General features: G+C 65.8%; 22 protein-coding genes and 1 pseudogene. 13 read left to right on the top strand and 10 right to left on the bottom strand.

Going from position 1 to position 22,484, the window contains the following annotated elements; translation table 11 throughout:
- The coding region (locus QZ609_RS08530; protein WP_295493277.1) for a DUF3734 domain-containing protein at positions 1 to 719 on the top strand (719 nt) is incomplete at its 5' end.
- A 95-nt stretch (positions 720 to 814) separates the two neighbouring features.
- Here QZ609_RS08530 and QZ609_RS08535 read toward each other — a convergent pair.
- The 4 genes from QZ609_RS08535 to QZ609_RS08550 all read right to left on the bottom strand — a co-directional run bounded on the left by QZ609_RS08535 (position 815) and on the right by QZ609_RS08550 (position 3,592).
- On the bottom strand, positions 815 to 1,789 hold the full coding sequence (locus QZ609_RS08535; protein ID WP_295493280.1) for a cysteine synthase A: 975 nt from the start codon (positions 1,787 to 1,789) through the stop codon (positions 815 to 817).
- Positions 1,790 to 1,843: 54 nt separating this feature from the next.
- Positions 1,844 to 2,188, bottom strand: a complete 345-nt coding sequence (locus QZ609_RS08540) for a DUF2314 domain-containing protein (protein ID WP_295493283.1) — start codon at positions 2,186 to 2,188, stop codon at positions 1,844 to 1,846.
- Positions 2,189 to 2,301: 113 nt separating this feature from the next.
- Entirely contained in the window at positions 2,302 to 3,252 is a 951-nt protein-coding gene (locus QZ609_RS08545; protein WP_295493286.1) for an SRPBCC family protein, read from the bottom strand.
- Entirely contained in the window at positions 3,236 to 3,592 is a 357-nt protein-coding gene (locus tag QZ609_RS08550; RefSeq protein ID WP_295493288.1) for a metalloregulator ArsR/SmtB family transcription factor, read from the bottom strand. Before QZ609_RS08550 ends, QZ609_RS08545 begins: the two co-directional genes overlap by 17 nt.
- Positions 3,593 to 3,743: 151 nt before the next feature.
- Here QZ609_RS08550 and QZ609_RS08555 point away from each other — a divergent pair, with 151 nt between their 5' ends.
- The 4 genes from QZ609_RS08555 (at position 3,744) to QZ609_RS08570 (ending at position 7,151) form a co-directional block, all read left to right on the top strand.
- Positions 3,744 to 4,181 (top strand): MarR family winged helix-turn-helix transcriptional regulator, encoded by a 438-nt coding sequence (locus QZ609_RS08555; protein ID WP_295493290.1) that lies wholly within the window; start codon positions 3,744 to 3,746, stop codon positions 4,179 to 4,181.
- On the top strand, positions 4,178 to 4,951 hold the full coding sequence (locus QZ609_RS08560; RefSeq protein WP_295493292.1) for an enoyl-CoA hydratase-related protein: 774 nt from the start codon (positions 4,178 to 4,180) through the stop codon (positions 4,949 to 4,951). The genes QZ609_RS08555 and QZ609_RS08560 overlap by 4 nt, the downstream gene beginning before the upstream one ends.
- Positions 4,952 to 5,098: 147 nt before the next feature.
- Positions 5,099 to 5,473: a 2OG-Fe(II) oxygenase gene (locus tag QZ609_RS08565; protein ID WP_295493294.1), complete on the top strand. Its 375-nt coding sequence runs from the start codon at positions 5,099 to 5,101 to the stop codon at positions 5,471 to 5,473.
- 250 nt (positions 5,474 to 5,723) lie between these two features.
- The gene (locus tag QZ609_RS08570) at positions 5,724 to 7,151 is read left to right on the top strand and encodes a sensor domain-containing diguanylate cyclase (protein ID WP_365901213.1); all 1,428 of its coding nucleotides are present in this window, start codon (positions 5,724 to 5,726) and stop codon (positions 7,149 to 7,151) included.
- Between the two features lie 7 nt (positions 7,152 to 7,158).
- Here the strand turns inward: QZ609_RS08570 and QZ609_RS08575 are convergent, their stop codons facing one another.
- The gene (locus tag QZ609_RS08575; RefSeq protein WP_295493296.1) at positions 7,159 to 8,127 is read right to left on the bottom strand and encodes a S1/P1 nuclease; all 969 of its coding nucleotides are present in this window, start codon (positions 8,125 to 8,127) and stop codon (positions 7,159 to 7,161) included.
- A 109-nt stretch (positions 8,128 to 8,236) separates the two neighbouring features.
- On the bottom strand, positions 8,237 to 8,725 hold the full coding sequence (locus QZ609_RS08580; RefSeq protein WP_295493298.1) for an Lrp/AsnC family transcriptional regulator: 489 nt from the start codon (positions 8,723 to 8,725) through the stop codon (positions 8,237 to 8,239).
- A 133-nt stretch (positions 8,726 to 8,858) separates the two neighbouring features.
- Here QZ609_RS08580 and QZ609_RS08585 point away from each other — a divergent pair, with 133 nt between their 5' ends.
- Together QZ609_RS08585 and mdeB are read left to right on the top strand one after the other, a co-directional pair.
- A complete protein-coding gene (locus QZ609_RS08585) occupies positions 8,859 to 10,058 on the top strand; it encodes a methionine gamma-lyase (protein ID WP_295493300.1) in 1,200 nt (399 codons plus the stop codon).
- Positions 10,059 to 10,132: 74 nt separating this feature from the next.
- Entirely contained in the window at positions 10,133 to 12,811 is a 2,679-nt protein-coding gene (mdeB, locus tag QZ609_RS08590; protein WP_295493303.1) for an alpha-ketoglutarate dehydrogenase, read from the top strand.
- A gap of 10 nt (positions 12,812 to 12,821) precedes the next feature.
- Here mdeB and QZ609_RS08595 read toward each other — a convergent pair whose 3' ends face one another.
- Complete coding sequence (locus QZ609_RS08595) at positions 12,822 to 14,795, bottom strand: APC family permease (protein ID WP_295493305.1); 1,974 nt, start codon at positions 14,793 to 14,795, stop codon at positions 12,822 to 12,824.
- Positions 14,796 to 15,228: 433 nt separating this feature from the next.
- On the opposite strand from QZ609_RS08595, the gene QZ609_RS08600 reads away from it, so the two are divergent.
- The 4 genes and pseudogenes from QZ609_RS08600 to QZ609_RS08615 all read left to right on the top strand — a co-directional run bounded on the left by QZ609_RS08600 (position 15,229) and on the right by QZ609_RS08615 (position 17,372).
- A complete protein-coding gene (locus QZ609_RS08600) occupies positions 15,229 to 15,480 on the top strand; it encodes a pentapeptide MXKDX repeat protein (protein WP_295493308.1) in 252 nt (83 codons plus the stop codon).
- A gap of 195 nt (positions 15,481 to 15,675) precedes the next feature.
- Positions 15,676 to 16,260 (top strand): annotated as a pseudogene (locus QZ609_RS08605) (cytochrome b/b6 domain-containing protein); the annotation flags it as partial.
- 13 nt (positions 16,261 to 16,273) lie between these two features.
- Positions 16,274 to 17,074: a molybdopterin-dependent oxidoreductase gene (locus tag QZ609_RS08610; RefSeq protein ID WP_295493310.1), complete on the top strand. Its 801-nt coding sequence runs from the start codon at positions 16,274 to 16,276 to the stop codon at positions 17,072 to 17,074.
- A 97-nt stretch (positions 17,075 to 17,171) separates the two neighbouring features.
- On the top strand, positions 17,172 to 17,372 hold the full coding sequence (locus QZ609_RS08615; protein WP_295493313.1) for a DUF2905 domain-containing protein: 201 nt from the start codon (positions 17,172 to 17,174) through the stop codon (positions 17,370 to 17,372).
- Positions 17,373 to 17,540: 168 nt separating this feature from the next.
- Here the strand turns inward: QZ609_RS08615 and QZ609_RS08620 are convergent, their stop codons facing one another.
- Positions 17,541 to 17,750, bottom strand: a complete 210-nt coding sequence (locus QZ609_RS08620; protein ID WP_295493316.1) for a hypothetical protein — start codon at positions 17,748 to 17,750, stop codon at positions 17,541 to 17,543.
- A 17-nt stretch (positions 17,751 to 17,767) separates the two neighbouring features.
- Here QZ609_RS08620 and QZ609_RS08625 point away from each other — a divergent pair, with 17 nt between their 5' ends.
- Positions 17,768 to 18,520: an autoinducer binding domain-containing protein gene (locus tag QZ609_RS08625; RefSeq protein ID WP_295493318.1), complete on the top strand. Its 753-nt coding sequence runs from the start codon at positions 17,768 to 17,770 to the stop codon at positions 18,518 to 18,520.
- On the opposite strand, the gene QZ609_RS08630 is transcribed toward QZ609_RS08625, so the two are convergent.
- On the bottom strand, positions 18,517 to 20,310 hold the full coding sequence (locus QZ609_RS08630) for a phosphodiesterase (RefSeq protein ID WP_295493321.1): 1,794 nt from the start codon (positions 20,308 to 20,310) through the stop codon (positions 18,517 to 18,519). The genes QZ609_RS08625 and QZ609_RS08630 overlap by 4 nt on opposite strands.
- Before the next feature lie 251 nt (positions 20,311 to 20,561).
- On the opposite strand from QZ609_RS08630, the gene QZ609_RS08635 reads away from it, so the two are divergent.
- Positions 20,562 to 21,587 carry a MerR family transcriptional regulator gene (locus QZ609_RS08635; protein WP_295493323.1) on the top strand — a complete coding sequence of 342 codons (1,026 nt, stop codon included), beginning with the start codon at positions 20,562 to 20,564 and terminating at the stop codon, positions 21,585 to 21,587.
- Between the two features lie 53 nt (positions 21,588 to 21,640).
- Here QZ609_RS08635 and QZ609_RS08640 read toward each other — a convergent pair whose 3' ends face one another.
- Positions 21,641 to 22,477, bottom strand: coding sequence for a DUF4349 domain-containing protein (locus QZ609_RS08640; RefSeq protein WP_295493326.1), 837 nt, complete (start codon positions 22,475 to 22,477; stop codon positions 21,641 to 21,643).
- Positions 22,478 to 22,484 lie beyond the last annotated feature (7 nt).

Raw genomic sequence — 22,484 nt, forward strand, 5'->3', positions numbered from 1 at the left:
CGCCGCTCAAGGTCACGCTCGAGCGGCTGTGCGATTTCGACCGGATCAACGCCAAGGAGATGCGCGTGTCGGTTGGCGCCGTCAATGCGCGCACGGGCAACTTCTCTTACTTCGACAACACGAAGATCACGCTGCGGCCCGAGCACTTCATGGCTTCCGGCGCGCTGCCGCCGGGCTTTGCGGCGGTCGAGATCGACGGCGAGCACTACTGGGACGGCGGCCTGATGTCGAACACGCCGCTGTACGAGATCCTCCAGGCCAACCCGCGCAAGGACACGCTGGCCTTCCAGGTCGACCTCTGGAGCGCTTCCGGCCGCGTGCCCGACAGCCTTCACGACGTGATGGGCCGGGTCAAGGACATCCAGTATTCGAGCCGTACCCGCCTCGTCACGGAGCTTCTGCAACGCACCCAGCGCTCGCGGCACATGATGCGCGAGCTGCTCGACAAGCTGCCCAAGGACAGCGAAGGCGAGCCGTGGTACCGCGCGGCGCAGGAGATGGCGTGCGACAAGCGCTACAACATCGTCCACCTGATCTATCACGACAAGGTGTACGACGGGCACTACAAGGATTACCAGTTTGGCGTGACGACGATGCGCGAGCATTGGCAGACGGGGCTGCAGGACATCCAGCGCACGCTGCAGCACCGCGATTGGCTGGAGCTGCCGACCAATGACCTCGGGTTCGTGACGCACGACATCCATCGCGGCCATCGATAAACAAAAGGGGCGTGCCGTGGTGGCACGCCCCTGCATTGCATCTGCGGGCAGGGCGTCAGGCCCCGCTGTCCTATCGTGTCACGCCGGCGAGCTGTTTAGCGCGTGACCAGTCCTTTTTCCGCCAGCCAAGCCGCATTGAACAACCGCCCGAAGTACAGGTTGCCGCGGTCGCACAGCAGCGTGACGATGGTGTGGCCCGGCCCCATCTCGCGTGCGAGCTGCACGGCGGCACCGACGTTGATGCCGGTCGAGCCGCCCACGAACAGGCCTTCCTCGCGCAGCAGTCGATACACCATCGTCACGCAGGTCTGGTCGTCGATGCGGATGGCGTCGTCGATGGGCGTGCCCTCCAGGTTGGACGTCACGCGCGTGGAGCCGATGCCCTCGGTGATGGAGTTGCCTTCGGCCTGGATGGTGCCGGTCTTCACGAAGCTGTAGAGGCCGCTGCCGTGCGGATCGGCCAGGACGGTGCGCACAGCTGGGTTCTGTTCCTTGAGGTAGCGCGCCACGCCTGCCAGCGTGCCGCCGGTGCCGGTGGAGCAGACGAAGGCATCGACCCTGCCGCCGGTGTCGCGCCAGATCTCTGGTCCGGTGGTTTCATAGTGGGCCTGCCGGTTGACGAGGTTGTCGAACTGGTTGGCCCAGATGGCGTTGTCGAGTTCCTGCGCCAGCCGCCCGGCGATCTTCTGATAGTTGTTGGGGTCTTTGTATGGCACCGCCGGCACGGGCCGCACCTCGGCGCCGAGCACCCGCAGCAGGTCCATCTTCTCCTGCGACTGCGTCTCGGGAATGACGATCACGCAGCGGTAGCCGCGCGCCGCGCAGATGTGCGCCAGGCCGATGCCGGTGTTGCCGGCGGTGCCCTCGACCACGGTGCCGCCGGGCTTGAGCGTGCCGCGTCGCTCAGCGTCCTGGATGATGTAGAGCGCAGCGCGGTCCTTGACCGAGCCGCCCGGGTTCAGGAACTCGGCCTTGCCAAGAATCTCGCAGCCGGTTTCCGCGCTCAGTTTCTCCAGCCGGACAAGCGGCGTGTTGCCGACGCTGCCGATAAACCCGTTCCGTATGGCCATGGCGCCTCCTGCGGTGCGATCGATGCATCTACAGGATAGGCCGGCAAACGGCGCTCAGCTGGCGCCATCCTCCCAGATGCTGATGACGTGGCGTGCCTCGAAAGCCACGGCCAGACCCGCTTTGATGGCGTCGGTGCAATAGGGGTCGTTGTCCAGCGTGCCCGTGTAGAGGGCGCCGTCGCGCCCGCCGATAATGACCCACATCCGCTCGACGTGGATCGCTTCCTCGCGGTGCGCGTCCACCGTCCGGATGCGGAACATCAGCTTGACGATCTGCCCGGGCTGCAGCATTTCGCGCTGGTCGCGCGGCGGCATCCAGAAGGTATCGGGATGGGCCGCCGCGATGGCTTCACCATCGTCGAGCTCCCAGCCATCCTCGTCGAGTCGTGACAACGGCATGTGCGCCCCGGTTTGTCGATTGCGGGATCGCACGTTCGCACAATCCGGAGCGGTTCCGCAAGGCGCCCGGCGACGGATCGGCGGGCACCTCGCGGTGACGGGAGTCTCTGCGGCTAGTCCTCCAACGAACGGCCCAGCGCGTCGAGCAGAAACTGCGTGCCACGTTCGCGCGAGCCGGCATCGTCGTAGCCGTCGAGGAACGCACCTTGCTCGGTCATGACCAGGCGCGTGCCGGTGCCGGCGGGCTTGAGTTCGAGCGTGGCCAGCGACACGGAGATCTTCCGCTCGTCCAGATGCATCGTGTAGGCATAGACGATGCGCTCGTTGGGCACGACGTCGTGATAGAGCGCGTCGAAGGTCGACACGACGCCACTCTCCCAGCGGCCCTGGACGTGCTCGCGGCCGCCGGGGCGGGCGTCCATTTCGCGCGCAAGCAGGGTGTAGCCGGCGCCGCCGCCAAACCACTTGGCCTTGGCGGCCGGATCGGTCAGCGCCTTGAATACGCGTGCGCGCGGGGCGTCGTACACGCGCTCAACGGTGAAGGTGGCATGCACCACCGAGCGCGCAGTCTGTTCCGTCGTGGCTTCGTGGGCGGCGTTGCGTGAGAGCCGGTCGAGCGTCTGCTTCCAGCCTTCCTCGGCGCCTCGCACCATCTGTTCGGCAGCGGGGTCGAGCACGGTGTAAGTCTGCGTGACTTCCATGCATGTGCCGCAGGTTGCGTCGGCGAAGGTCACGACAGTGTGGGCGTGGAACAGCGGCTGGTTGTCGTTGCCCACCACGCTCATCTCGATGACGAGACGGGTGTTGGGCACGATCTCCACGTAGTGCCCGCGCGACCAGTGGTCCTGGCCTTGCGGCGAGCGCATGCAGATGTTGAACACGCCGCCCGGCCGGAATTCGACTTCCGCCTCGGGCACGCTGAACCCGGCCGGGCAGAACCAGCGCTTGAGGTGCTCGGCTGAACTCCAGGCGCGGAACACCCATTCGCGCGAGACCGGAAACGTGCGGGATACCACCAAGGGGCGCGGTTCAACGCGCGTCGGATTGTCAGTCGTCATCGTCATGAGGGGCTCCTTCTTTGGGGAGGGTGGCGAGGTAGGCGCCGAGCCGGTCGAGATGGCCTTCCCACTCCATCCGCCGCTGGTTGATCCAGTGCTCGGCAAGGCTGAGTGCCTGGGGTTCGATCCGGCAGGTGCGCACGCGGCCGATTTTTTCCGAGCGCACGAGGCCCGAGTGTTCCAGCACGGCCAGGTGCTGCAGCACCGCCGGCAGCGACATGTCCAGCGGACGCGCCAGTTCGCTGACGGAGGCGGGGCCGGCGGTCAATTGCGCGAGCATGGCCCGCCGGGTGGAATCGGCCAGCGCCTGGAAGGCCAGATCGAGGGAAGTGTCTTGGTTAAGCATGTTCTTAACTATAGCGGTTCCGGATAGTTAAGCAAGTCCTTTATTGTTGTGGCGTCGGTAGAGCGGTGGCTCGGTTCCGTTGACATTGTCATTTAGTTCGCATACAAAGTAATTTATTTCGTACGCGAACCAAATTGCTGCAGCCCGCACCATGACCGCACCAGACCGCCGCCTCATCTATCTGCTCAGCGTCGGGCAGCGCCGCCTGCAACGCTGGATCCAAGCTCGCGCCGCCACCGATGGCGTGACGGCGGCGCAGTCGGGGCTGCTTTTCTTTCTCGGCCAGAACGACGGCGCCTTGATGCGCGACGCGGGTGCCGCGCTCGATCTGGGGGCCTCGGCCATGAGCGGTCTGGTCGACCGCATGACCGACGCCGGCCTGGTCGAGCGCCGCCCCGACGCGCAAGACGGCCGCGCATGGCAGCTCTGGCTCACGCCGGCCGGCCGCCACGCACTCACCCGCGCGCGCACCGGCCTCACTGAACTGAACAGCCGCCTGACCGAGGGCTTCTCCGATGCGGAGATCGACATCGTGGCGCGGTGGCTGCACAGCCTGCAAAGCAAATTCCCCACAGGAGACGAGCAATGACCGAACACATCCAGGTGACCAACGCGGCGGGCGTCCTGACGCTCACGCTGGCCCGCGCCGACAAGAAGAACGCCCTGACCGACGCCATGTACGGCGCGCTGGCCGATGCGCTGGAAGCCGCCGAGCACGATGCCTCCGTGCGCGTGGTGCTGCTGCGCGGCGAGGGCGACATGTTCTCGGCCGGCAACGACATCGGCGAGTTCGCGGCGGTGGCCATGTCCGGCACCGGCGGCGCGCGCAACGTGGTGCGCTTCCTGCACGCGCTGGCGCGCGCCACCCGCCCGCTGGTGGCGGCGGTGCAGGGGCGCGCGGTCGGCATCGGCACCACCATGCTGCTGCATTGCGACTTTGTGGTGCTGGCCGAGAACGCGCAGCTCTCGACGCCGTTCGTCAATCTGGCGCTGGTGCCGGAAGCGGCCTCCAGCCTGCTGATGCCCGCCCGCCTGGGCCACGTGCGCGCCTTCGAGATGTTTGCCCTGGGCGATGCCGTCGACGCGCAAGCCGCGTTGACCTGGGGGCTGGCCAATCGCGTGGTGCCGCTGGATCAGCTCGCGGCGCAAGCCCAGGCCGTGGCTGAGCGCCTGGCACGCCAGCCGCTCGGCGCCGTGAGCGCCACCAAGCGCCTGATGCGCAATGCCGAGTTGCTGACCACCCAGATGGACGCCGAGAGCGCCTGCTTCGCCGAGCGCCTGCGCACGGCAGAAGCGCACGAGGCCTTCCGCGCGTTCGTCGATCGCCGGCCACCGAACTTCAGCGCCGTGGCGTCGTAGGCGGCGCTGTCTCCGTTGGGCGGGCAGGGTTGCCCGCCGTTTTTTTTTTCGGGGCGGTCGGGGGCGTGGGGTCGGGCGCCTCGGCGCTTGCACTTCTGCGACCGGTTCGCGGCTACCATGCCGACGTGTCCGCCAACACCCCGATCCATGTCGCCCCTACGCTCCTATCTCAGCCAAGCCTTTCGCTGGCAGCGCGGTCGCCAGGGCACCGGCTACGACAAGATGCTGCTGGCCACCGCGTCGTGGCCCATTCCGTTCGATAGCTACCTCATCCGCTATCCGGATGGTTCGGAGATTCCGCCGCATACCGACCCGGTTTCAACCGGGCGGCACTACCGTCTGAACATCGTGCTCAAGTCGCCCAAGTCGGGCGGCGAGTTTGTGTGCGCGAATCCGATTTTCGCAACGCGTCGCATCAAGCTGTTCCGGCCCGATGCGTGCGAACACAGCGTGTCGCGGGTGCAGGGCGGCAGCCGTTATGTGTTTTCCGTGGGCTGGGTGCTTGGCAGGCACACGCAATGAAGCAGAACACCGGCCATCGCCAGGCTGGCGCTTCGATTTTTTTGCGATTCCAGCCAAGCTGCCGGCCGGCCCCGTTACCATCTCCACCTGGATGGTCCGGGTTGCCCGCAAGGCGCGTTTTCCACATGGAGCAAGGCTCGCGGTATCAGGGAATCCTTCGATACCCGCGGGCGTGTGCCATGTGACACGATCGCCGCACGGCGCATGAGAACGACGAGTGACACAGTCACCGCTGCAGGTGGAGCAAATCTTGGTATTGGAACGTATTGAAGCGCCGTTGGGCTTTCTGTCGACCCAGGTCCCGGGGCGCCGGACGTATCGGATGGCGCAGGCTGTTGCGCTGTTGTCGCTGCTGGTCTTCGTGGTGGCGGTGCCGTTTGCCAAGGTGCCGCTCGCGCAAGTGCCGGCATTTGTGCCGATCTACGAATCGGCGCTCATCGTCAATGACCTGATCACGGCGGTCCTGCTGTTTGGCCAGTTCGCCATCACGCGTTCGCGCGCGTTGCTGGTGCTGGCGGGCGGCTACCTGTTCACAGCCACCGCGGCGAGCGGGCACATGCTGTCGTTCCCCGGGCTCTTCGCGCCGGGCGGCCTGCTCGGCGCCGGGCCGCAGAGCACCGCCTGGATCTACATGTTCTGGCACGCGGGCTTCCCGCTCTTTGTGGTGGCGTATGCGCTGCTCAAGCGCCGGGCGCAGGACGCTGGACAGGCGTGCCCTCTTACGGTGCGCTCGATGGTCTGGATGGCCTCGGGCGTCCTGGGTGCGGCCGCCGCATGCATTGCCCTGGCCACGGCTGGCGCGGGCTGGTTGCCAGCCATCATGTCGGCCAATCACTACACGCCGGTCACGTCGGTGGTCACCGGGGTGACCTGGGGGACGAGCCTGGTGGCGCTGGTCATCCTCTGGCGCAGCCGGCCCCATTCGACCATCGACATCTGGCTGATGGTCGTGCTGTGCGTGTGGGCGTGCGACGTCGCGCTCAGCACCGTGTTCAACGCCGGCCGCTACGACCTCGGCTTCTATGCCGGGCGCATCTATGGCCTGTTGGCGGCGAGCTTCGTTTTGCTGCTGCTGCTGATCGAGAACAGCGTGCTGCATTCGCGCCTGGCCGCTGCGCTAGCCGAACTCAAGCGCCTGGCCAGCACCGATCCGCTCACCAGTGTGGCCAACCGGCGCGCCTTCGAGACCAGCCTGCACGATGAATGGCGGCGCTGCGCCCGTGCCGGCACGCCGTTGTCGCTGCTGATGATCGACGTGGATTTCTTCAAGGACTACAACGACCAGTACGGCCATCTGCAGGGTGATCAGTGCCTGACCTCGGTGGCGACCTGCCTGACGGTCAACGTGCTGCGGGGTGGCGATCTGGTGGCGCGCTACGGCGGGGAGGAGTTCTCGGTGCTGCTGCCGGACACCGATGTCGCGGCGGCGGCGCAGATCGGGCAGCGCCTGTGCGATGCGGTGGCCGCCCTCGTGATTCCACATGCGGCGTCGTCTGTGGCGCCGTGCGTGACGGTCAGTGTTGGGGTTGCCAGCGGCTGGGCATCGGATGGCGGGTCAGCGAGAGCCCTCACCGAGGCCGCGGACGGCGCCCTCTACGCGGCCAAGGTTGCCGGACGCAACCGGATGGCGGCGAGGCCTCTTGCGACCCCGGCGCAGCCGGCCGTGGTCGCGGCGTAGCCTGTCGCTAGCGGGCCCCGCTTGCCGGAGCCAACGGCAGCGGTGCCGCGGGTGCGCCAGCCGCGCTGGCTGCCCCCACCGCGCCGCTGCAGCTGGTCTCGGCAAACACGTCGTTGAGGTAGCCGGCCAGGTGCACCCCGGCCAGGGCGAGCTGCTGGTCGAGGACCGGCAGGACCGCGTTGTAGTAGCCATCGCCCAGCGTGCCATCGGCCGGCACGAGCTGGGCGTTCCACACCCGCGCCGCCATGGCGTGCGACTGCACCGCCCAGTCTGCCGGCGTGCCCGCGGCGCCTTGCTTGGCGGCGTCGGTGTTGAGCCAACCGTTTTCCAGGCGGTCGACATAGGCGCCCCAGTCCCACACGGTCCGGTGGATCAGGCCCGAATCCCACAGCGCATGCAGGTTGGCCGAGTCGGTTTCGATCGGGCACGAACCCGTGCACGTCTGCCCATGGATGGCGCCGTGGATGGGCACCGCGTTGCCGCCCTTCTTGTCGCCGATGGCATGCAGCGGCTGGTGGACGTCACCGACAAAATGCACCGCGAACTTGAGGGCTTCGCGCCGGATGGTGTCGGTGGCGCCGCAGCGCAGTTCCGTGCGCAGGCGCATCAGCTCGTTGACGATGCAGTCGCCGGCGCTGGTGGGCTGGCAGTCGCGGGCGGGCACGTAGTCGGTCTGGCTGCCGGGGATGTCGACGAAATGCCAGTTGTACGTCCCGGGCCGGGCGCCGCGCACGTCGTCGGCCCAGCTGGAGATGGAGGCGAGCGACACGTTCGGGCCGAGCAGCTGCGTGACCGCCTGGGTGGCGGCCGGGTTCAGTCGGTGCTGGGCGATCTCGGCGACGATGGAGTGGCCTTCCTGGCCCCAGCTGTAGGCGTTTTCCATCGGCAGCACGGCGGCTGCGCACACGGCAACAAGACTCGCGAGGGTGCGCACGGCGTTCTCCCGGTGGATGCGCGGATCGTGTCCGCCGGGCATCGGGGTGCTGGTGCCGGCGGGGTGCTTGCTTCGGGGCAAGCATAGCGAACGCATCGCGGTATTTCCGTGACCGGCCGTTGCGCTGCGTTGGGTTTGGGCGGCGACAGCCTTAGCGTGCGTGTGCGCTTGAAAGCGGCAGGACGCGATCGTCCTTGACTGCTTTCAATGAGAAGCTGGAATAAAGCTCCTTCACGCCGGGAACCGCCTGGAGCACATTCCGGGCGAACTCCCCGAATGACTTCAGGTCGATCGCGACCACCTCAAGCAGATAGTCATAGCGACCGGACACGTGGTGGCACGAGACCACCTCTGGGATTTCCGCCATGCGCTTCTCAAATTGCCAGAGCACATCCTGCGCGTGGTCGCCCATCATCACATTCACAAAGGCCGTCACCCCGTAGCCCAGTTTCTCCGCCGACAGGATCGCCCGATAGCCCTGCACCAGGCCGAGCTCCTCCAGCCGCTTGATCCGGCGCCAGCACGGCGACGATGTGAGGGACACGCGCTCACCCAACTCCGCCACGGTCAGGCGGGCGTTTTCTTGCAGGGCGTCCAGCAGCGCACAATCCACGCGGTCCAACACGACGGAATCGTTCATGGGTAAAAATTTCCATAGATGATCGTTTGTGTAGGTGAATCGTGCCGATGCCGGCTTGCTGCGTCAAGAACTTGCAAGCAATTTCCCGGCATCGAGGCATAGACTGGCTTGCATAAATCAAGGAGACGACATCATGTCCGACACGCGTGCCAACGCTGGCTTCAGCACCCGAGCCATTCACTACGGTTACGACCCAATCGAAAACCAAGGCGCGCTTGTCCCGCCGATCTACCTGTCGGCGACCTTCGCCTTCCCCTCGGTTGAATACGGCGGCCGCTGTTTCGCCGGCGAGGAGCAAGGCTACTTCTACACCCGCATCTCGAATCCCACGCTGTCGATTCTCGAAGCGCGCATGGCGACCCTCGAGGGCGGCGAAGCCGCGGTGGCCTTCTCGTCCGGCATGGGGGCCATCACGTCGACCCTGTGGACGCTGCTGCGCCCGGGCGATGAGATCCTGGCCGACCGCACCCTGTACGGCTGCACCTTCTCGTTCCTGAACCACGGCATGGCGCAGTTTGGTGTGAGCGTCCGGCATGTCGATACGTCCGACCTAGATGCAGTCGCCGCGGCCATCACGCCCCAGACGAAGGTGATCTATTTCGAGTCGCCGGCCAACCCCAACATGCGGCTCGCGGACATCGCCGCAATTGCGGAGATCAGCCATCGCCACGGCATCAAGGTGGTGGTGGACAACACGTACTGCACGCCCTACCTGCAGCGCCCGCTCGAGCTGGGCGCGGACGTGGTCGTGCATTCGGCAACCAAGTACCTGAGCGGGCATGGGGACGTCACCGCCGGCATTGCCATCGCCAGCAAGGAGATCATCGACCAGGTTCGCCTGTTCGGCCTGAAGGACATGACCGGTGCCGTCATGTCGCCGCAGGACGCCTTCCTGCTGCTGCGTGGCCTGAAGACGTTGGCCATCCGCATGGAGCGCCATTGCGACACGGCCGAGGCGCTGGCGTCGGTGCTGGCCAGCCACCCCGCCGTGGCCGACGTGCATTTCCCGGGGCTCGCCTCGTTCCCGCAGCACGCGCTGGCCTCGCGCCAGATGCGCCGATACGGCGGCATGATCGCCTTCGAACTCAAGGGCGGCGAGCCTGCCGGCAAGCGCTTCATGAATGCGCTGAAGGTGTTCATCCGCGCGGTGAGCCTGGGCGACTGCGAATCCCTCGCCCAGCATCCGGCCAGCATGACGCACTCGACCTACACACCCGAGCAGCGCGCGGCGCACGGCATTTCGGAAGGCCTGGTGCGCCTGTCGGTCGGGCTGGAGGACGAGGCCGACCTGATTCGCGACGTGTTGCAGGCGCTGGACGCCTGCGCCGGCTGAGTTTGGCGCACGCCTGACGACACCGTTCCGGGCCTGCCGGGCGGATCAAAAAGAGAACGTTGGAGGAGACGAACATGCGACAGCCCATCCATGCTGGCATCGGCCTGGACCCCGCCTGCGGACACGCCATTGACGAAGACGCGCAGGAAACCCGCGAGTGGCTGGATGCCCTGGAGGGCGTACTGCGTTCGGGCGGTGCCGATCGCGCCAAGTTCCTCCTCGAGACGCTTGAGCAGCATGCGAAGCATCTGAATATCCGCACCACGCCGCACCCGTACTCGGCCTATCAGAACACTATCCCGGTCGAAGAACAGCCGCGCTACCCCGGCGACTTGGCCGTGGAGCAGCGGCTGACCTCGATCATCCGGTGGAACGCGCTCGCAATGGTGGTGCGCGCGAACAAGTCCTATGGCGAACTCGGCGGACACATCGCCAGCTATGCATCGGCAGCCGAACTCTTTGAAGTGGGCTTCAACCACTTCTTCCGCGCGGACTCGGCGCAGGGGAAGGGCGACCTGGTCTACTTCCAACCGCACTCCGCGCCGGGCGTGTACGCACGCGCTTTTCTGGAGGGCCGGCTCTCCGAGGCCGAGCTGTCGAACTACCGGCAGGAGGTGGGCAAGAACGGGCTGTGCTCGTACCCCCACCCGTGGCTGATGCCGGATTTCTGGCAGTTCCCGACGGGGTCGATGGGCATCGGCCCGATCAGCGCCATCTACCAGGCGCGCTTCCTGCGCTACCTGGAGCATCGCGGTCTCGCCTCGACATCTTCACGGCGCGTGTGGGGCGTCTTCGGCGACGGCGAGATGGACGAGCCCGAGTCGATCGCGGCGCTGTCGCTGGCGGCGCGCGAACAGCTCGATAACCTGACCTTCGTCGTCAACTGCAACCTGCAGCGCCTGGATGGCCCGGTGCGTGGCAATGGGCAGGTCATCAACGAGCTCGAAGCGCTGTTCGCGGGCGCCGGGTGGAACGTCATCAAGGTGGTGTGGGGATCGGAGTGGGACGCGCTGTTCGCACGTGACAAGAACCACGCGCTGCTGCGCCGGTTCTCGTCGATGGTGGACGGTGAATACCAGACGCTCGGCGCGAAGGATGGCGAATACAACCTCGCGCATTTCTTCGACACGGACCCTGAACTCAAGGCCCTGGTGAGCGGGCTGACCACGGCCGAGATCGATGGGCTGCGCCGGGGCGGTCACGACTTCAAGAAGCTGCATGCGGCGTTCCAGGCGGCGCTGAACCACCGTGGCGCGCCCACCGTGATCCTGGCCAAGACCAAGAAGGGTTTCGGCATGGGCGCGGCCGGCGAGTCGAGGATGACTGCTCACCAGCAGAAGAAGCTGGACGTGGAGGCGCTGCGCGCGTTTCGCGATCGCTTTGCCCTGCCGCTGAGCGATGCCGCCGTCGAGCAGATGGCGTTCTACAAGCCGGACGCCAATTCTCCGGAGATGCAGTATCTGCACGCGCGGCGCGCCGCCCTGGGCGGCTTCCTGCCCCGACGCACTGGCCAGGCGGCGAGCGTGCCGGTTCCGCCGCTGGAAGACTTCGCGCAATTCGCGCTGCAGGGCGACGACCGCGAGGCGTCCACCACGACCGGCCTCGTGCGCCTCTTCACCAACCTGATCAAGGACAAGGCCGTCGGGCCGCGCGTCGTGCCGATCGTCGCGGATGAAGCACGCACCTTCGGCATGGCAAACCTCTTCCGGCAGATCGGCATCTACTCGCCCGTCGGGCAGCTGTACGAGCCGGAAGATGCCGGCTCCATGCTCTTCTACAAGGAGGCCGTCGACGGCCAGTTGCTGGAAGAGGGCATCACCGAGGCCGGCGCGCTGGCCTCCTGGACGGCCGCCGCCACGTCCTACAGCGTGAACGGCATCGCCATGCTGCCGTTCTACATCTACTACTCGATGTTCGGCTTCCAGCGCGTGGGCGACCTGATCTGGGCCGCTGCCGACCAGCGTGCGCGCGGGTTCCTGATCGGCGCCACCGCCGGGCGCACCACCCTCGCAGGCGAGGGCCTGCAGCACCAGGACGGCACCAGCCACCTGATCGCATCCACCGTGCCGAACTGCCGCGCGTACGACCCGGCCTTCGTCAGCGAAGCCGCGGTGATCGTGCATCACGGCGCCAAGCGCATGCTCGAGGCGCAGCACGACGAGTTCTACTACCTGACGGTCGGCAACGAGAACTACCGCCAAGCGGCGCTCCCGGCGGACCAGCACGAGGCGGTGATCAAGGGGATGTACCTGTTCGACGAGAAGACGGCCGAGCACAGCGCCCTGCGCGTGCGACTGCTGGGCTCTGGCGCCATTCTTCGCGAGGTCATTGCGGCGGCTGAGCTGCTGGCGAACGAGTGGGGCATCAGCGCGGAGATCTGGAGCGTGACCAGCTTCTCGGAGCTGGCCAGGGATGCACGCGAGTGCGAGCGCCGCCGCCTGTTTGGCGGTGACGCGACGGCCGAAAGCCATCTTGAAACGTGCTTGCCCGGATCGACGCCGATCGTCGCCGCCACCGACTACGTGCGGGCCTATCCGCAGCTGGTGGCCTCGTATCTCAAGGCCCCCTTTGTTGCCCTGGGTACGGACGGTTTCGGACGCAGCGACACGCGCGTCCAGCTGCGCCGCTTCTTTGAGATGGACCGCCACCACATCGTTGCCGCCGCGGTGCACGCGGTGGCGCCGGAGCAGCATGCGGAGGCGTTGCGCCGATACGGTGTTGCAGGCGATACCGACGCCCCCTGGGTTTGCTAGACGTGCGCAGCTACCCCACGTTCATCGGCAGCAGCACCATCTGCTTGCCTTGCTGGTGCAGGCGTGTCTGGATTTCCAGCGGGCTCTGGTTGTGCAGCCACGCGGTGAGGAAATTGACCTGCCGGAAGATCAGCTTGCTGGCAAAGCACACGCTGTTCGGGAACTCGTCCATGGTGGTCTCCGCCAGCTTGGTGAACTGCGCCACCGGGCTGGTGCCGAAGGCGATGCGGTAGTCGGCCGCGTCACCATGCCGGCGGCATTGCGCGACGTAGAAGTCGAGCGAGGCGGTGATGGTCTGGCGTACGCGCTCCAGGTGTTCGGCGCCGTCGTAGCTCTGGGCATCGACTTCGCCCACGGCCAGGAAGATGAAGTTCTTGAAGTGTCCGGGGAAGAGCCGGTTCACCCACAGCAGCGCGTGCATGCTGGCGCCGCGGTGCTTGCCGACCAGCAGGATGGCGGTCGGCTGCGCCGGGTCAGGCTTGGCCGGGGCGGTGGCCTCGCTCACCGGAGGGGCCTCGCCGGGGAACAGCGCGTCTTCCTTGGCGATCTGCGCGCGGGTCTCGTCGTAGTGGCGCTTGATCAGGAAGCACAGCGCAATCACCGCGCTGGTGACCAGCACCGTTAGCCAGCCGCCCTCCGTGAATTTCTCGATCAGGGTGATGACCAGCACCGTGCTCGTGACCGACAGGCCCCAGGCGGAGAGCGCAAAGTGCGTCCACCAGCGTTCACCGCTCTTGCGCCGGCGCCACCAATACGTGCACAGCCCCAGCAGCGATAGGCTGAAGGTCAGGAACACGTTGATGCTGTACAGCACCACCAGCACCGACACATCGCCGCGCGTCCAGAACAGGATCACCAGGCTGGCCACGCCCATCACGATGATGCCGTTCTGCCGCACCAGCCGGGCCGACAGATCGCGGAAGTGGCGCGGCACCCAGGAGTCGTGCGCCATGTTGGCCAGCACCGCAGGGCCGTCGAGGAAGCCGGTCTGCGCACCGACCATCAGCAGGCCCGCCTCGAAGGCCAGCACCGCCGCCAGCAACGCATCGCGCGCAAACGACGAGCCCAGCCCCATGTGGTCGATCACGCTGCCGAACACCACCGCGTTGAGTGTCTGGCCTTCCACCGGCTTGGCGTGCCACAGCATGTAGAGCAGGATGATGCCGCCCGCCGTGAAGGCCAGCGAGGTCGACATGTAGAGCATGGTTCGCTTGCCATGCGGCGTGCGCGGTTCGGCCAGCATGTTGACGTTGTTCGACACCGCCTCCAGGCCGGTGTAGGTCCCGCCGCCCAGCGAGAACGCGCGCATCAGGAGCCCCAGCATCACCAGCGGTCCGAGCGTCTGCGACATGGTGTGCGCCTCGCCCACGGCATCCGGCACCACGGCGGCGAGCCCGCTGCCATGGACCGCCACGCCATAGACGATCAGCACGAAGTGCAGCACCACAAAGCCAAGGAAGATCGGCAGCAGCACCAAGATCGATTCGCGCATGCCCCGGAAGTTGAGCCCGGTCATCAACACGATCAGCACCATCTCGGTGGCGAGCTTGAACGCCTGGGCACTGACCGGCAGCAGGCTGAAGAAGGCATCGACCCCGCTGGCCAGCGAGGTGGCCACGGTCAGCACATAGTCGACCAGCAGTGCCGCGCCAGACACCAATCCGGGCCGTGGCCCCAGCAGCGCCGTGGCCACGCGGTAGCCTCCGCCGCCGGTCGGGAAGAGCTCGATGACCTGGTTGTAGCCGATCGCGATGATGAAGACCGTTGCCGCCGTCGCCAGCGCCAGGAACAGCGCAAGCGGATGGTGCGCGCCGAGCGCCTTGAAGGCTTCCTCCGGGCCATAGCATGACGACGACAAACCGTCAGCCCCCAGCCCCACCCATGCCAGCAGCGGCGTGACCGCAATGGCGTGCCGCGTGCGCGGGTCCATCGGATCGAGCGGCTTGCCGACGATCACTTCCCACATCCTGCCCAGTGTGGCCATGGGTGTCTCCTTGTTCTCTGCCGCGTCAAGATCGCACTTGGTGAGCGGGCACGCCGGCAGCGTGTTCCATGATCTGAGTGGAATGTAGTGCAGATTGAAGTGACGTAACAGTCGGCGATACCCACAGGTAGCCATTTGGTTGAGAAACACAATGCGCAGCCGTGGCTCCGGGGTATTTGGCGCGAGCTGGTCCTGCTACGCACGCCGTCGTTTCCTTTGTGAAGCGGTACAGGCAAACCATACTCAAAGACAACCTGTGGTTCCTGAGCAAGACCCGGCGGATGGTTGAGCCGAAGAGGCAGATCAAGCGTTAATTAGTGATTTGTAGTGCTCTTTTATGTAGATCCAAAAAAACCTGTGTGGCGAGTGTCAGTTTCGGCGATGACGCTCGACTAACCGGTTCCACCCACCTTTTTCACCAAGGAGTCTGACCATGAAGAAAGCACTGATTGCCACCTGTGTTGCCGGCCTCGCCTTCGTTAGCGCCGGTGCGGCGTTCGCACAGACCGACACCACGCCCAAGAAGGAAGAAGCGCCCATGGCCAAAGATGCGATGGGGCACGACAAGATGGCAAAGGAAGGCATGAAGAACGACAAGATGAAGCACGATGGGATGAAGAAGGACGCGATGAAGCACGATGAGATGAAGAAGGACGGGATGAAGAAGGACGAGATGAAGCAGTAACAGTGAAGGGGCCGCGCCACTCGACCATCGAATGGCGCGGTGCCCCACCGCGAATCGACACCGCGATCCGGGCATGGCCGTAGGCGAGACCGGGCAGCGCGCAGCTGGCCGGCAAGCCAGCCTGTCATCTCTCTTTCTGGAGATTGCATCATGAGTGCGGTTTCTGCTGACCCCCGCGCGCAGGCTTCGCCGGTGCGGCCGATTCATCCGCTGTGGGTGCGCGTGAGCCATTGGCTGAACGCACTTGCGGCGATCACGATGGTGTTGTCCGGCTGGCGCATCTACAACGCCTCGCCGATCTACGCGTCGTTCGAGTTTCCACCCGGCCTCACGCTAGGCGGCTGGCTAGGCGGCGCCTTGCTGTGGCACTTTGCGGCGATGTGGCTGCTGTTCATCAACGGCATCGCCTACTTGACGCTCGCCGGCATCACCGGGCGGATCGCCCGCAAATTCTTTCCGGTCACGCCCGGCGCAGTCTTGCGCGATGCCTGGGCAGCGCTGCACGGCAAGTTGAGTCACAGCGATCTGAGTGTCTACAACGCGGTCCAGCGAGCAGCCTACCTGGCAGCGATCATTGACCTTGTTCTGCTTGTGCTGTCGGGCCTTGCGATCTGGAAATCGGTCCAGTTCCCGCTGCTTCGCACACTGCTGGGCGGCTATGACACGGCCCGTATCGTGCATTTCTGGGCGATGGCGTTCCTCGTCCTGTTCTTTGTGGTCCACGTCGCGATGGCGGCGCTTGTGCCTCGGTCGCTGCTGGCCATGATCCGCGGGCATTGAAAGGAGAATCCCCATGCCATTGAAGCCCAGCACTTCGAAGCCCGACAGCGATGTCACCCGTTACCGGCTGGACCGGCGCTCGCTCGAGATCGACGTGCGCCGCGAACTCGAGATGCCTTCGCGGCGCCTGTTCAACCGGCGCATTCTCACGCTTGGGGGGTTGACGATGCTCACCGGCTGCACGCTCGTCGATGATGCTTCGGTCAATGATTTCCTGGTGAAGGTCTCGCGCATGAATGACCGCGTGCAGGCCTGGCTGTTCGACCCCAAGCGCCTTGCACCCACCTACACTGAAGCTGACCTGACGCGGCCATTCCCCTTCAACGCGTTCTACTCGATGGCGGAGGTGCCGCATGTTGATGCGTCGACATACCGGTTGGCTATGTCGGGCCTGGTCACCGGCAAGCGGAGCTGGACGCTCGACGAACTGTATCTGCTGCCGCACGCCGAACAGATCACGCGCCACATCTGCGTTGAAGGATGGAGCGCGATCGGCCGCTGGGGCGGAACGCCGTTTGCCGAATTTCTGCGCCGGGTGGGGGCCGATACGAGCGCCAAGTACGTCGGCTTCAAGTGTGCGGACGATTACTACGAGAGCATCGACATGCCGACCGCCCTGCATCCGCAGACGCTGCTGACGTTCGAATACGACGGCGCGCGGCTGCCGCCTGAATTCGGTTTCCCGATGAAGCTGCGCATGCCGACCAAGCTGGGCTACAAGAACCCGAAGCACATCATGGAGATCTTCGTCACCAACACGTTTCCGGGTGGCTATTGGGTTGACCAGGGTTACAACTGGTTCGGTGGGTCGTGACGGCTTGCCGAACGTCCAGTCCAGGAGCGCGTGCCGATCGGGGCAGCCAAGAGATCGATCGGACGTCCCGCTGAAACCTCATGCACGGGCCCGGATGATGCAACGCCTGCTCGTACTCCTCGGTTGTTTGCTGATCGCTGTGGGCGCTGCCTGGCCTTGGCTGTCGAGCATTCCCTTTGGGCACTTGCCAGGCGACATCCATATCGTCAGGGACGGCTACTCGTTCCATTTCCCGATGACGACTTGCATCCTGGCCTCGCTGCTGCTGTCGTTCCTGATCTGGATCCTCCGACGCTGATCCGCAGCCTGCGTGCAAGCGTGCCAAACCTCGAGCGCGCTGCTTCCTCCATCCCCGATGCACGGTTGACGGCAAGGCATGCGAAGCCTGCGCGCGATTATCGGTGTACTTATCTCAGTGTTCAGGGCTACCCGCATTCGAGCGTGCGCACTAGGCGCCGGCAGTATGTCAGGCGTGAAATCCGATCCGGATTTTGTATAGTGACCTGAAGACCGGCAGCGCCTTTCCCGCCATGCCATTGCAATGATTCGCCTGCCAGAGCGGCGGGTTGAATGGTTGCGCATCGCATGGCATCTCCTCGTCCTGTATTTGGATGCACAGGGTGGCAATGCGGCGGGCCGGATTTTCGCGCGCATGTTGGCCGGTGCGCGAAAGCATTGGGAGACAACGCTCGCATGGTGGTTCGCACATGTTCCGCAGACAACCAGACGCCGTCATGGCGTGCCGCCTTGCTGCGCGAATTGCATGCCGCCGCCGATGCAGACGCAGCCTTCCGCACGCTACACGCCGCCGTGACCCTGCTGGGTTTCGACCATTACGCCTACGTGCTGCGCGTGGCGATCCCGATCACGCGCGGCAGCCTCGTCGCGTGGAACAACTTCCCCGACGCCTGGCGCGAGACCTATGCGGCGCGCGGCTACGCCGGCAACGATCCGATCCTGCAGTTCGGACAGCGCTGCGTGAGGCCGATGCTGTGGCCGGACGCCGGCGACATCGACGCACCATTCTGGGCGGACGCGCGCCGCTGCGGGTTGCACCACGGGTGGTCGCAAACGTTGCGCGACCACCGCGGCCTGCTCGGCACCTTCAGCCTCGCACGCGGCGCCGAGCCCATCACGCAGGACGAACTGGATGCGACCGAGCCGGAGATGATCTGGCTGGGCCAGCTCGCGCACACCACCATCAGTGACCTGACGGTGGGCCGGATGCTGCCCGATGGTCTTGCGCGCATCCGCCTGCCGGAGCAGCAGGTCCTGCACTGGACGGCCGAGGGCAAGACGGTGGCCGAGGTGGCCGCCATCCTGGAGATGACCGAGCGCAACGTCAGCTTCCACATCCAGAACGCCATCACCAAGCTGGACGCCGCCAACAAGACGCACGCGGTGGTCAAGGCGGCACTGCTGGGCGTGATTCCGGCCGCCAGCTAGGCGGCTTCAAACTGGCGGGTCTTGCCGGGCAGCATCGGCTCCAGATAGAACCCGCTCTCGCTCTGCTTGGCGCGCCGTTTGGCCAGCGCGGCAGCGGTGCCGATGTCGTCGCTGTTGCGCGCGGCGCCGGGGAGCACGTGCAGCGCGCCCACCGCCATCGTCACGAAGCGGAAGAAGGCGGGCAGTCCTTTGCGATCCTCCGCATGGATGCCGCCGGCGGCGCGGTCGGCCGGGGTGTACATGCCGAGCGCGTTGTCATTGAACGTTGCCATGGCCTGCTTGATGCGGGCCTCCCAATCGTCGCTCTGGAACAGGATCAGGAAGTCGTCGCCGCCCACGTGGCCGAGAAAATCGCGCGTCGGCTCGCAGGCGGACGCCAGCACGGCGGCGCCCATCTTGAGCATCTCGTCGCCCTGCCAGTAGCCGTACTGGTCGTTGAAGGGCTTGAAGTGGTTCAGGTCGACATAGCAGGCGAAGAATTCGGCCCGCGCCTCCAGCAGCCGCTCGATGTGCAGGTTGAGCGGGATGTTGCCGGGCAGGAAGGTGAGCGGGTTGGCGTAGCGCGCGGCCTCGATGCGGATCTCCGTGACGGTGCGCACCAGCTCCTCGCCGGTGCCCAGGCCCAGGTAGCGGCCGTTCTCGGTGATGATGAAGCCGTCAGTCAGGTAGCGCTGGTCATCGCTCATCAGCAGCGCCGACATGTCTTCGAGCGAGGCGGACTTTTCCACCAGCACCGGCTGGCGGTTGGCAAACGCCAGTGCCGCCTTCTTGCCGTACAGCTCGCGGTGATACGGCATCGCATAGCGGTCGATGAAGGCGCGGCGCGCGATCAGGGCGAGCGGGCGCTGCGCCTCGTCAAGCAGGGCGACGGCGTGCAGGTCCGGCTGCCGGTTGAACAGGTGCAGCACATCGTCGTTGCTGCTGCGGATCGATAACGTTGGCGCGACGCGCAGCAGCTTGCTGGCGGTGATGGCGCGCCAGCCCACCCGCACCGCCTGTGGAAACACGGCAATCTGCGTGGATTGCAGCACGTGCGCCGCCTGCGCCGAGATCTCGGTGGCAGGCTCGTCCTGCGGGCGGCCCAGGAAGAACCCCTGGCCGAAGCGGATGCCGAGGTCGCGCACCACGCCCAGCTCATCGTCGGTCTCCAGCCCTTCGGCAATGATGCTGGTGGCCGCGCCCTTGAGGATCTGCTGCAGCGAGCGCGCCACGTCCAGCTTGGCCGGATGCTTGGCAATGTCGCGCACGAAATACTTGTCCAGCTTGATGAAATCCGGCGTGAGTTCGATCAGCAGGTTCAGGTTGGCATTGCCGGTGCCGAAATCGTCCAGCGCGCATTGCAGGCCAAAGTCGCGTGCCACCGACAGCTCGTGCGCGAAGGTGGCGAGGTCGCTGATCGGCGTCTGCTCGGTCAGCTCGATGACGATGCGCGACGGGTGCAGGTCGTGGTCGGCAATCGTATGCAGCATGCTGGCGTGGTCTTCGAGCAGGCGGCGTACACCGGCCGCGCTGAAGTTCAGGAACAGCTTGCCCGGCAGCCGCATGGCGGAAAAGGCATGGATGGCAATCTGCGCCGCGGTCAGTTCCAGTGCAATGGCGCTGGCCGCATCCTGAGCAGTGGCAAACAGGGCCGCGGGCGACTCCATGGCCGTGCCCACCGGGCCGCGCAGCAGCGCTTCGTATCCCAGCACCTCGCTCGTGGCCAGGCGGAAGATCGGTTGGAACACCGCGCGCAGCATCTCGGGCGCGATGCCCGGTGGCAACGGTTGGGGAGGTCTGGGTGTGTTCATGGGCATGGACGTAAGCGCGGACATTCAGCATTACGGAACCATGAACACAGAGTTAAATGAATTTTTTGTGACGCTAGGCGCAGCGCGGGTTGGCGGGGGGCGCTCCCCACCACGGTGGGGCGTGGGTCAGAATGCTGCGTGCGCGTCACAAGCATGAGGCGGGCGCACGACGCCATCCATTCGCTGCGGGCTTGACCCTCACAGTGTGTGAGGTCCTAACCTGCCCACAGGCCTGAAGACCGGAGCATCCCATGTTGTTGAAAGTTGGCGATCTTGCCAAGCGTTGCGGACTGAGCGTCCGCATGCTGCACCACTACGACGCCATCGGCCTGCTCGCGCCTTCGGCCCGCTCCGACAGCGGCTATCGGCTCTACGACAAGACCGACATCGCCCGGCTGCACCAGATCCAGGCGCTGCGGCGCTTCGGGATGTCGCTGGCCGAGGTCGGAGCGTTCCTGGCAAGCCCGGAAGCCTCCATTGCGCGCGTGGTGGAGCGGCAGCTCCAGATGCTCGCGCAGCAGATCGAGCAGGCCAACGTGCTGCGCGACCGGCTGTTGCGGCTGCAGGGCCAGCTCGCGCGCGGGGAGGAGCCGGAACTTGCCGAATGGCTAACCACTTTGGAATGGATGACCATGTACGACAAATACCTCTCGCAGGACGAACAGGAACGCGTCGAACGCCTCGACGCCGATGCGCAGCGCACCGCCAAATGGACCGCGCTAGTGCAGAAGGTGCGCAGCGCGATGGACCACAAGGTGCCCGCGCGCAGCGCCGAAGCGCAGGCGCTGGCTGCGCGCTGGATGGCGCTGCTTGCCGAAGACACCGAGGTCGATCAGGTGCTGTCGGCCAAGCTGCACCGCATGCATGTGAGCGAACCCGCCATGCAGGAGCGCACCGGCATCAGCCTGGAGATGGTCGCCTACGTCATGGCCGCGGCCAACGAGCGCAAGCTGGCGATCTATGCGAAGTACCTGTCGCCGGAAGAGCTGGATTACCTGCGCGCGAACTTCGGCAAGCGCGCCAACGAGTGGCCGGGCCTGATCGGCGAGGTTCGCGCGCAGATGGAGCAGGGCACACCGCCCGATGCGCCGGCCATGCGGCAGCTCGCCCTGCGCTGGATCGACCTGTTCCAGTCCTACGCCGGCACCAATCCGCAGACGCACGCAAAGATGCGGCAGGCCATGGAGCGCGAACCGGCATTGCTATCGGGCCCCTGGGGCGGGCCCGACATGATCGCCTACATGCGCGAGGCCATGGCGCTACTGCAGGCGGCATAAAGAAAAAGCGCCCGGCCGTTTCAGGCGGGCGCTTTTTTCTTGCTCAGCGCAACTTACTCCGACCGGCTCTTGCGCTGCCGCCACTTGCGCCGCAGCTTCGCCACCCCCCAACCCAGCACCGACAGCACGAGCGCCCACGGCAGCAGATACGCCAGCGCCACGATCACCCCCGCAACAGCGTGCGCCAGCGATGGGAAGAACTCACGCAAGGCCGAGCCGATCGGTGCCCACAGGCTGCTCGCCGCGGTGCGGCGGGTCTCGAGATCGATCGTCAGCGCCTCTCGGTTGACGCGATCCATCAGGTGCGCGTTCTGGCCCTTGGCGGCTTCCAGTTCAGCCTGGGTCTCGGCCAGCTTCTCGGCAATGACCGTCAGGTCTTCCACCTTGGTGGCCTTTTGCTGCAGCTCCAGCAGCTTCGCGCGGTAGTCCTGCAGCATCGCCAGGCGCTTGTCGACTTCGGCAATCGGCTGGCCCAGGTCGTCGACGTGCGTGCCCTGGCTGACGATGCCGCCGCTCTGCGCCAGGCGCGTGCGCATGGCGCGCACGCCCTCGGTGCTGGCGCGCAGGTTCAGGTGGGCGGAGCCGCCGCGCTGGTCGCGGTCGAGCCGGATGCTGGCGTCCAGGACCGTGCAGTGCCAGGTGGCCTCCTTCAGACAGGCGTCCTGCAGCTCGCGGTACAGGCGTTCGAGCTGGTCGACCTCCACCTCCGCCTCCACACGATGCTCGTAGGCGAGAAAACGACGCTCGGGGTTGCCCGCGGCTTTGGCGCTGGCTTCCGGCGAGGGGGCGGCGGCCATGTTGGGCTGACCGCCGGCGGTGACGGCTTCTTCTTTCTTGCTGCAGGCGCTGATGGTAAGCGCGAGCACGAGGAGGAGGGCAATCCGTTTCATGGCAGTC

This window comes from uncultured Ralstonia sp., assembly GCA_913056305.1.
Classification (GTDB): Bacteria; Pseudomonadota; Gammaproteobacteria; order Burkholderiales; family Burkholderiaceae; genus Ralstonia.

Coding starts and splice junctions, on each gene's coding strand:
- QZ609_RS08575 (WP_295493296.1), bottom strand. CDS start 8,127: ATGCCCGGCGGACACGATCCGCGCATCCACCGGGAGAACGCCGTGCGC.
- QZ609_RS08560 (WP_295493292.1), top strand. CDS start 4,178: ATGACCGAACACATCCAGGTGACCAACGCGGCGGGCGTCCTGACGCTC.
- QZ609_RS08545 (WP_295493286.1), bottom strand. CDS start 3,252: ATGACGATGACGACTGACAATCCGACGCGCGTTGAACCGCGCCCCTTG.
- mdeB (WP_295493303.1), top strand. CDS start 10,133: ATGCGACAGCCCATCCATGCTGGCATCGGCCTGGACCCCGCCTGCGGA.
- QZ609_RS08595 (WP_295493305.1), bottom strand. CDS start 14,795: ATGGCCACACTGGGCAGGATGTGGGAAGTGATCGTCGGCAAGCCGCTC.
- QZ609_RS08600 (WP_295493308.1), top strand. CDS start 15,229: ATGAAGAAAGCACTGATTGCCACCTGTGTTGCCGGCCTCGCCTTCGTT.
- QZ609_RS08620 (WP_295493316.1), bottom strand. CDS start 17,750: ATGCTTTCGCGCACCGGCCAACATGCGCGCGAAAATCCGGCCCGCCGC.
- QZ609_RS08555 (WP_295493290.1), top strand. CDS start 3,744: ATGACCGCACCAGACCGCCGCCTCATCTATCTGCTCAGCGTCGGGCAG.
- QZ609_RS08585 (WP_295493300.1), top strand. CDS start 8,859: ATGTCCGACACGCGTGCCAACGCTGGCTTCAGCACCCGAGCCATTCAC.
- QZ609_RS08540 (WP_295493283.1), bottom strand. CDS start 2,188: ATGCCGTTGTCACGACTCGACGAGGATGGCTGGGAGCTCGACGATGGT.
- QZ609_RS08615 (WP_295493313.1), top strand. CDS start 17,172: ATGCAACGCCTGCTCGTACTCCTCGGTTGTTTGCTGATCGCTGTGGGC.
- QZ609_RS08535 (WP_295493280.1), bottom strand. CDS start 1,789: ATGGCCATACGGAACGGGTTTATCGGCAGCGTCGGCAACACGCCGCTT.
- QZ609_RS08630 (WP_295493321.1), bottom strand. CDS start 20,310: ATGAACACACCCAGACCTCCCCAACCGTTGCCACCGGGCATCGCGCCC.
- QZ609_RS08640 (WP_295493326.1), bottom strand. CDS start 22,477: ATGAAACGGATTGCCCTCCTCCTCGTGCTCGCGCTTACCATCAGCGCC.
- QZ609_RS08580 (WP_295493298.1), bottom strand. CDS start 8,725: ATGAACGATTCCGTCGTGTTGGACCGCGTGGATTGTGCGCTGCTGGAC.
- QZ609_RS08550 (WP_295493288.1), bottom strand. CDS start 3,592: ATGCTTAACCAAGACACTTCCCTCGATCTGGCCTTCCAGGCGCTGGCC.
- QZ609_RS08635 (WP_295493323.1), top strand. CDS start 20,562: ATGTTGTTGAAAGTTGGCGATCTTGCCAAGCGTTGCGGACTGAGCGTC.
- QZ609_RS08610 (WP_295493310.1), top strand. CDS start 16,274: ATGCCATTGAAGCCCAGCACTTCGAAGCCCGACAGCGATGTCACCCGT.
- QZ609_RS08625 (WP_295493318.1), top strand. CDS start 17,768: ATGGTGGTTCGCACATGTTCCGCAGACAACCAGACGCCGTCATGGCGT.
- QZ609_RS08565 (WP_295493294.1), top strand. CDS start 5,099: ATGTCGCCCCTACGCTCCTATCTCAGCCAAGCCTTTCGCTGGCAGCGC.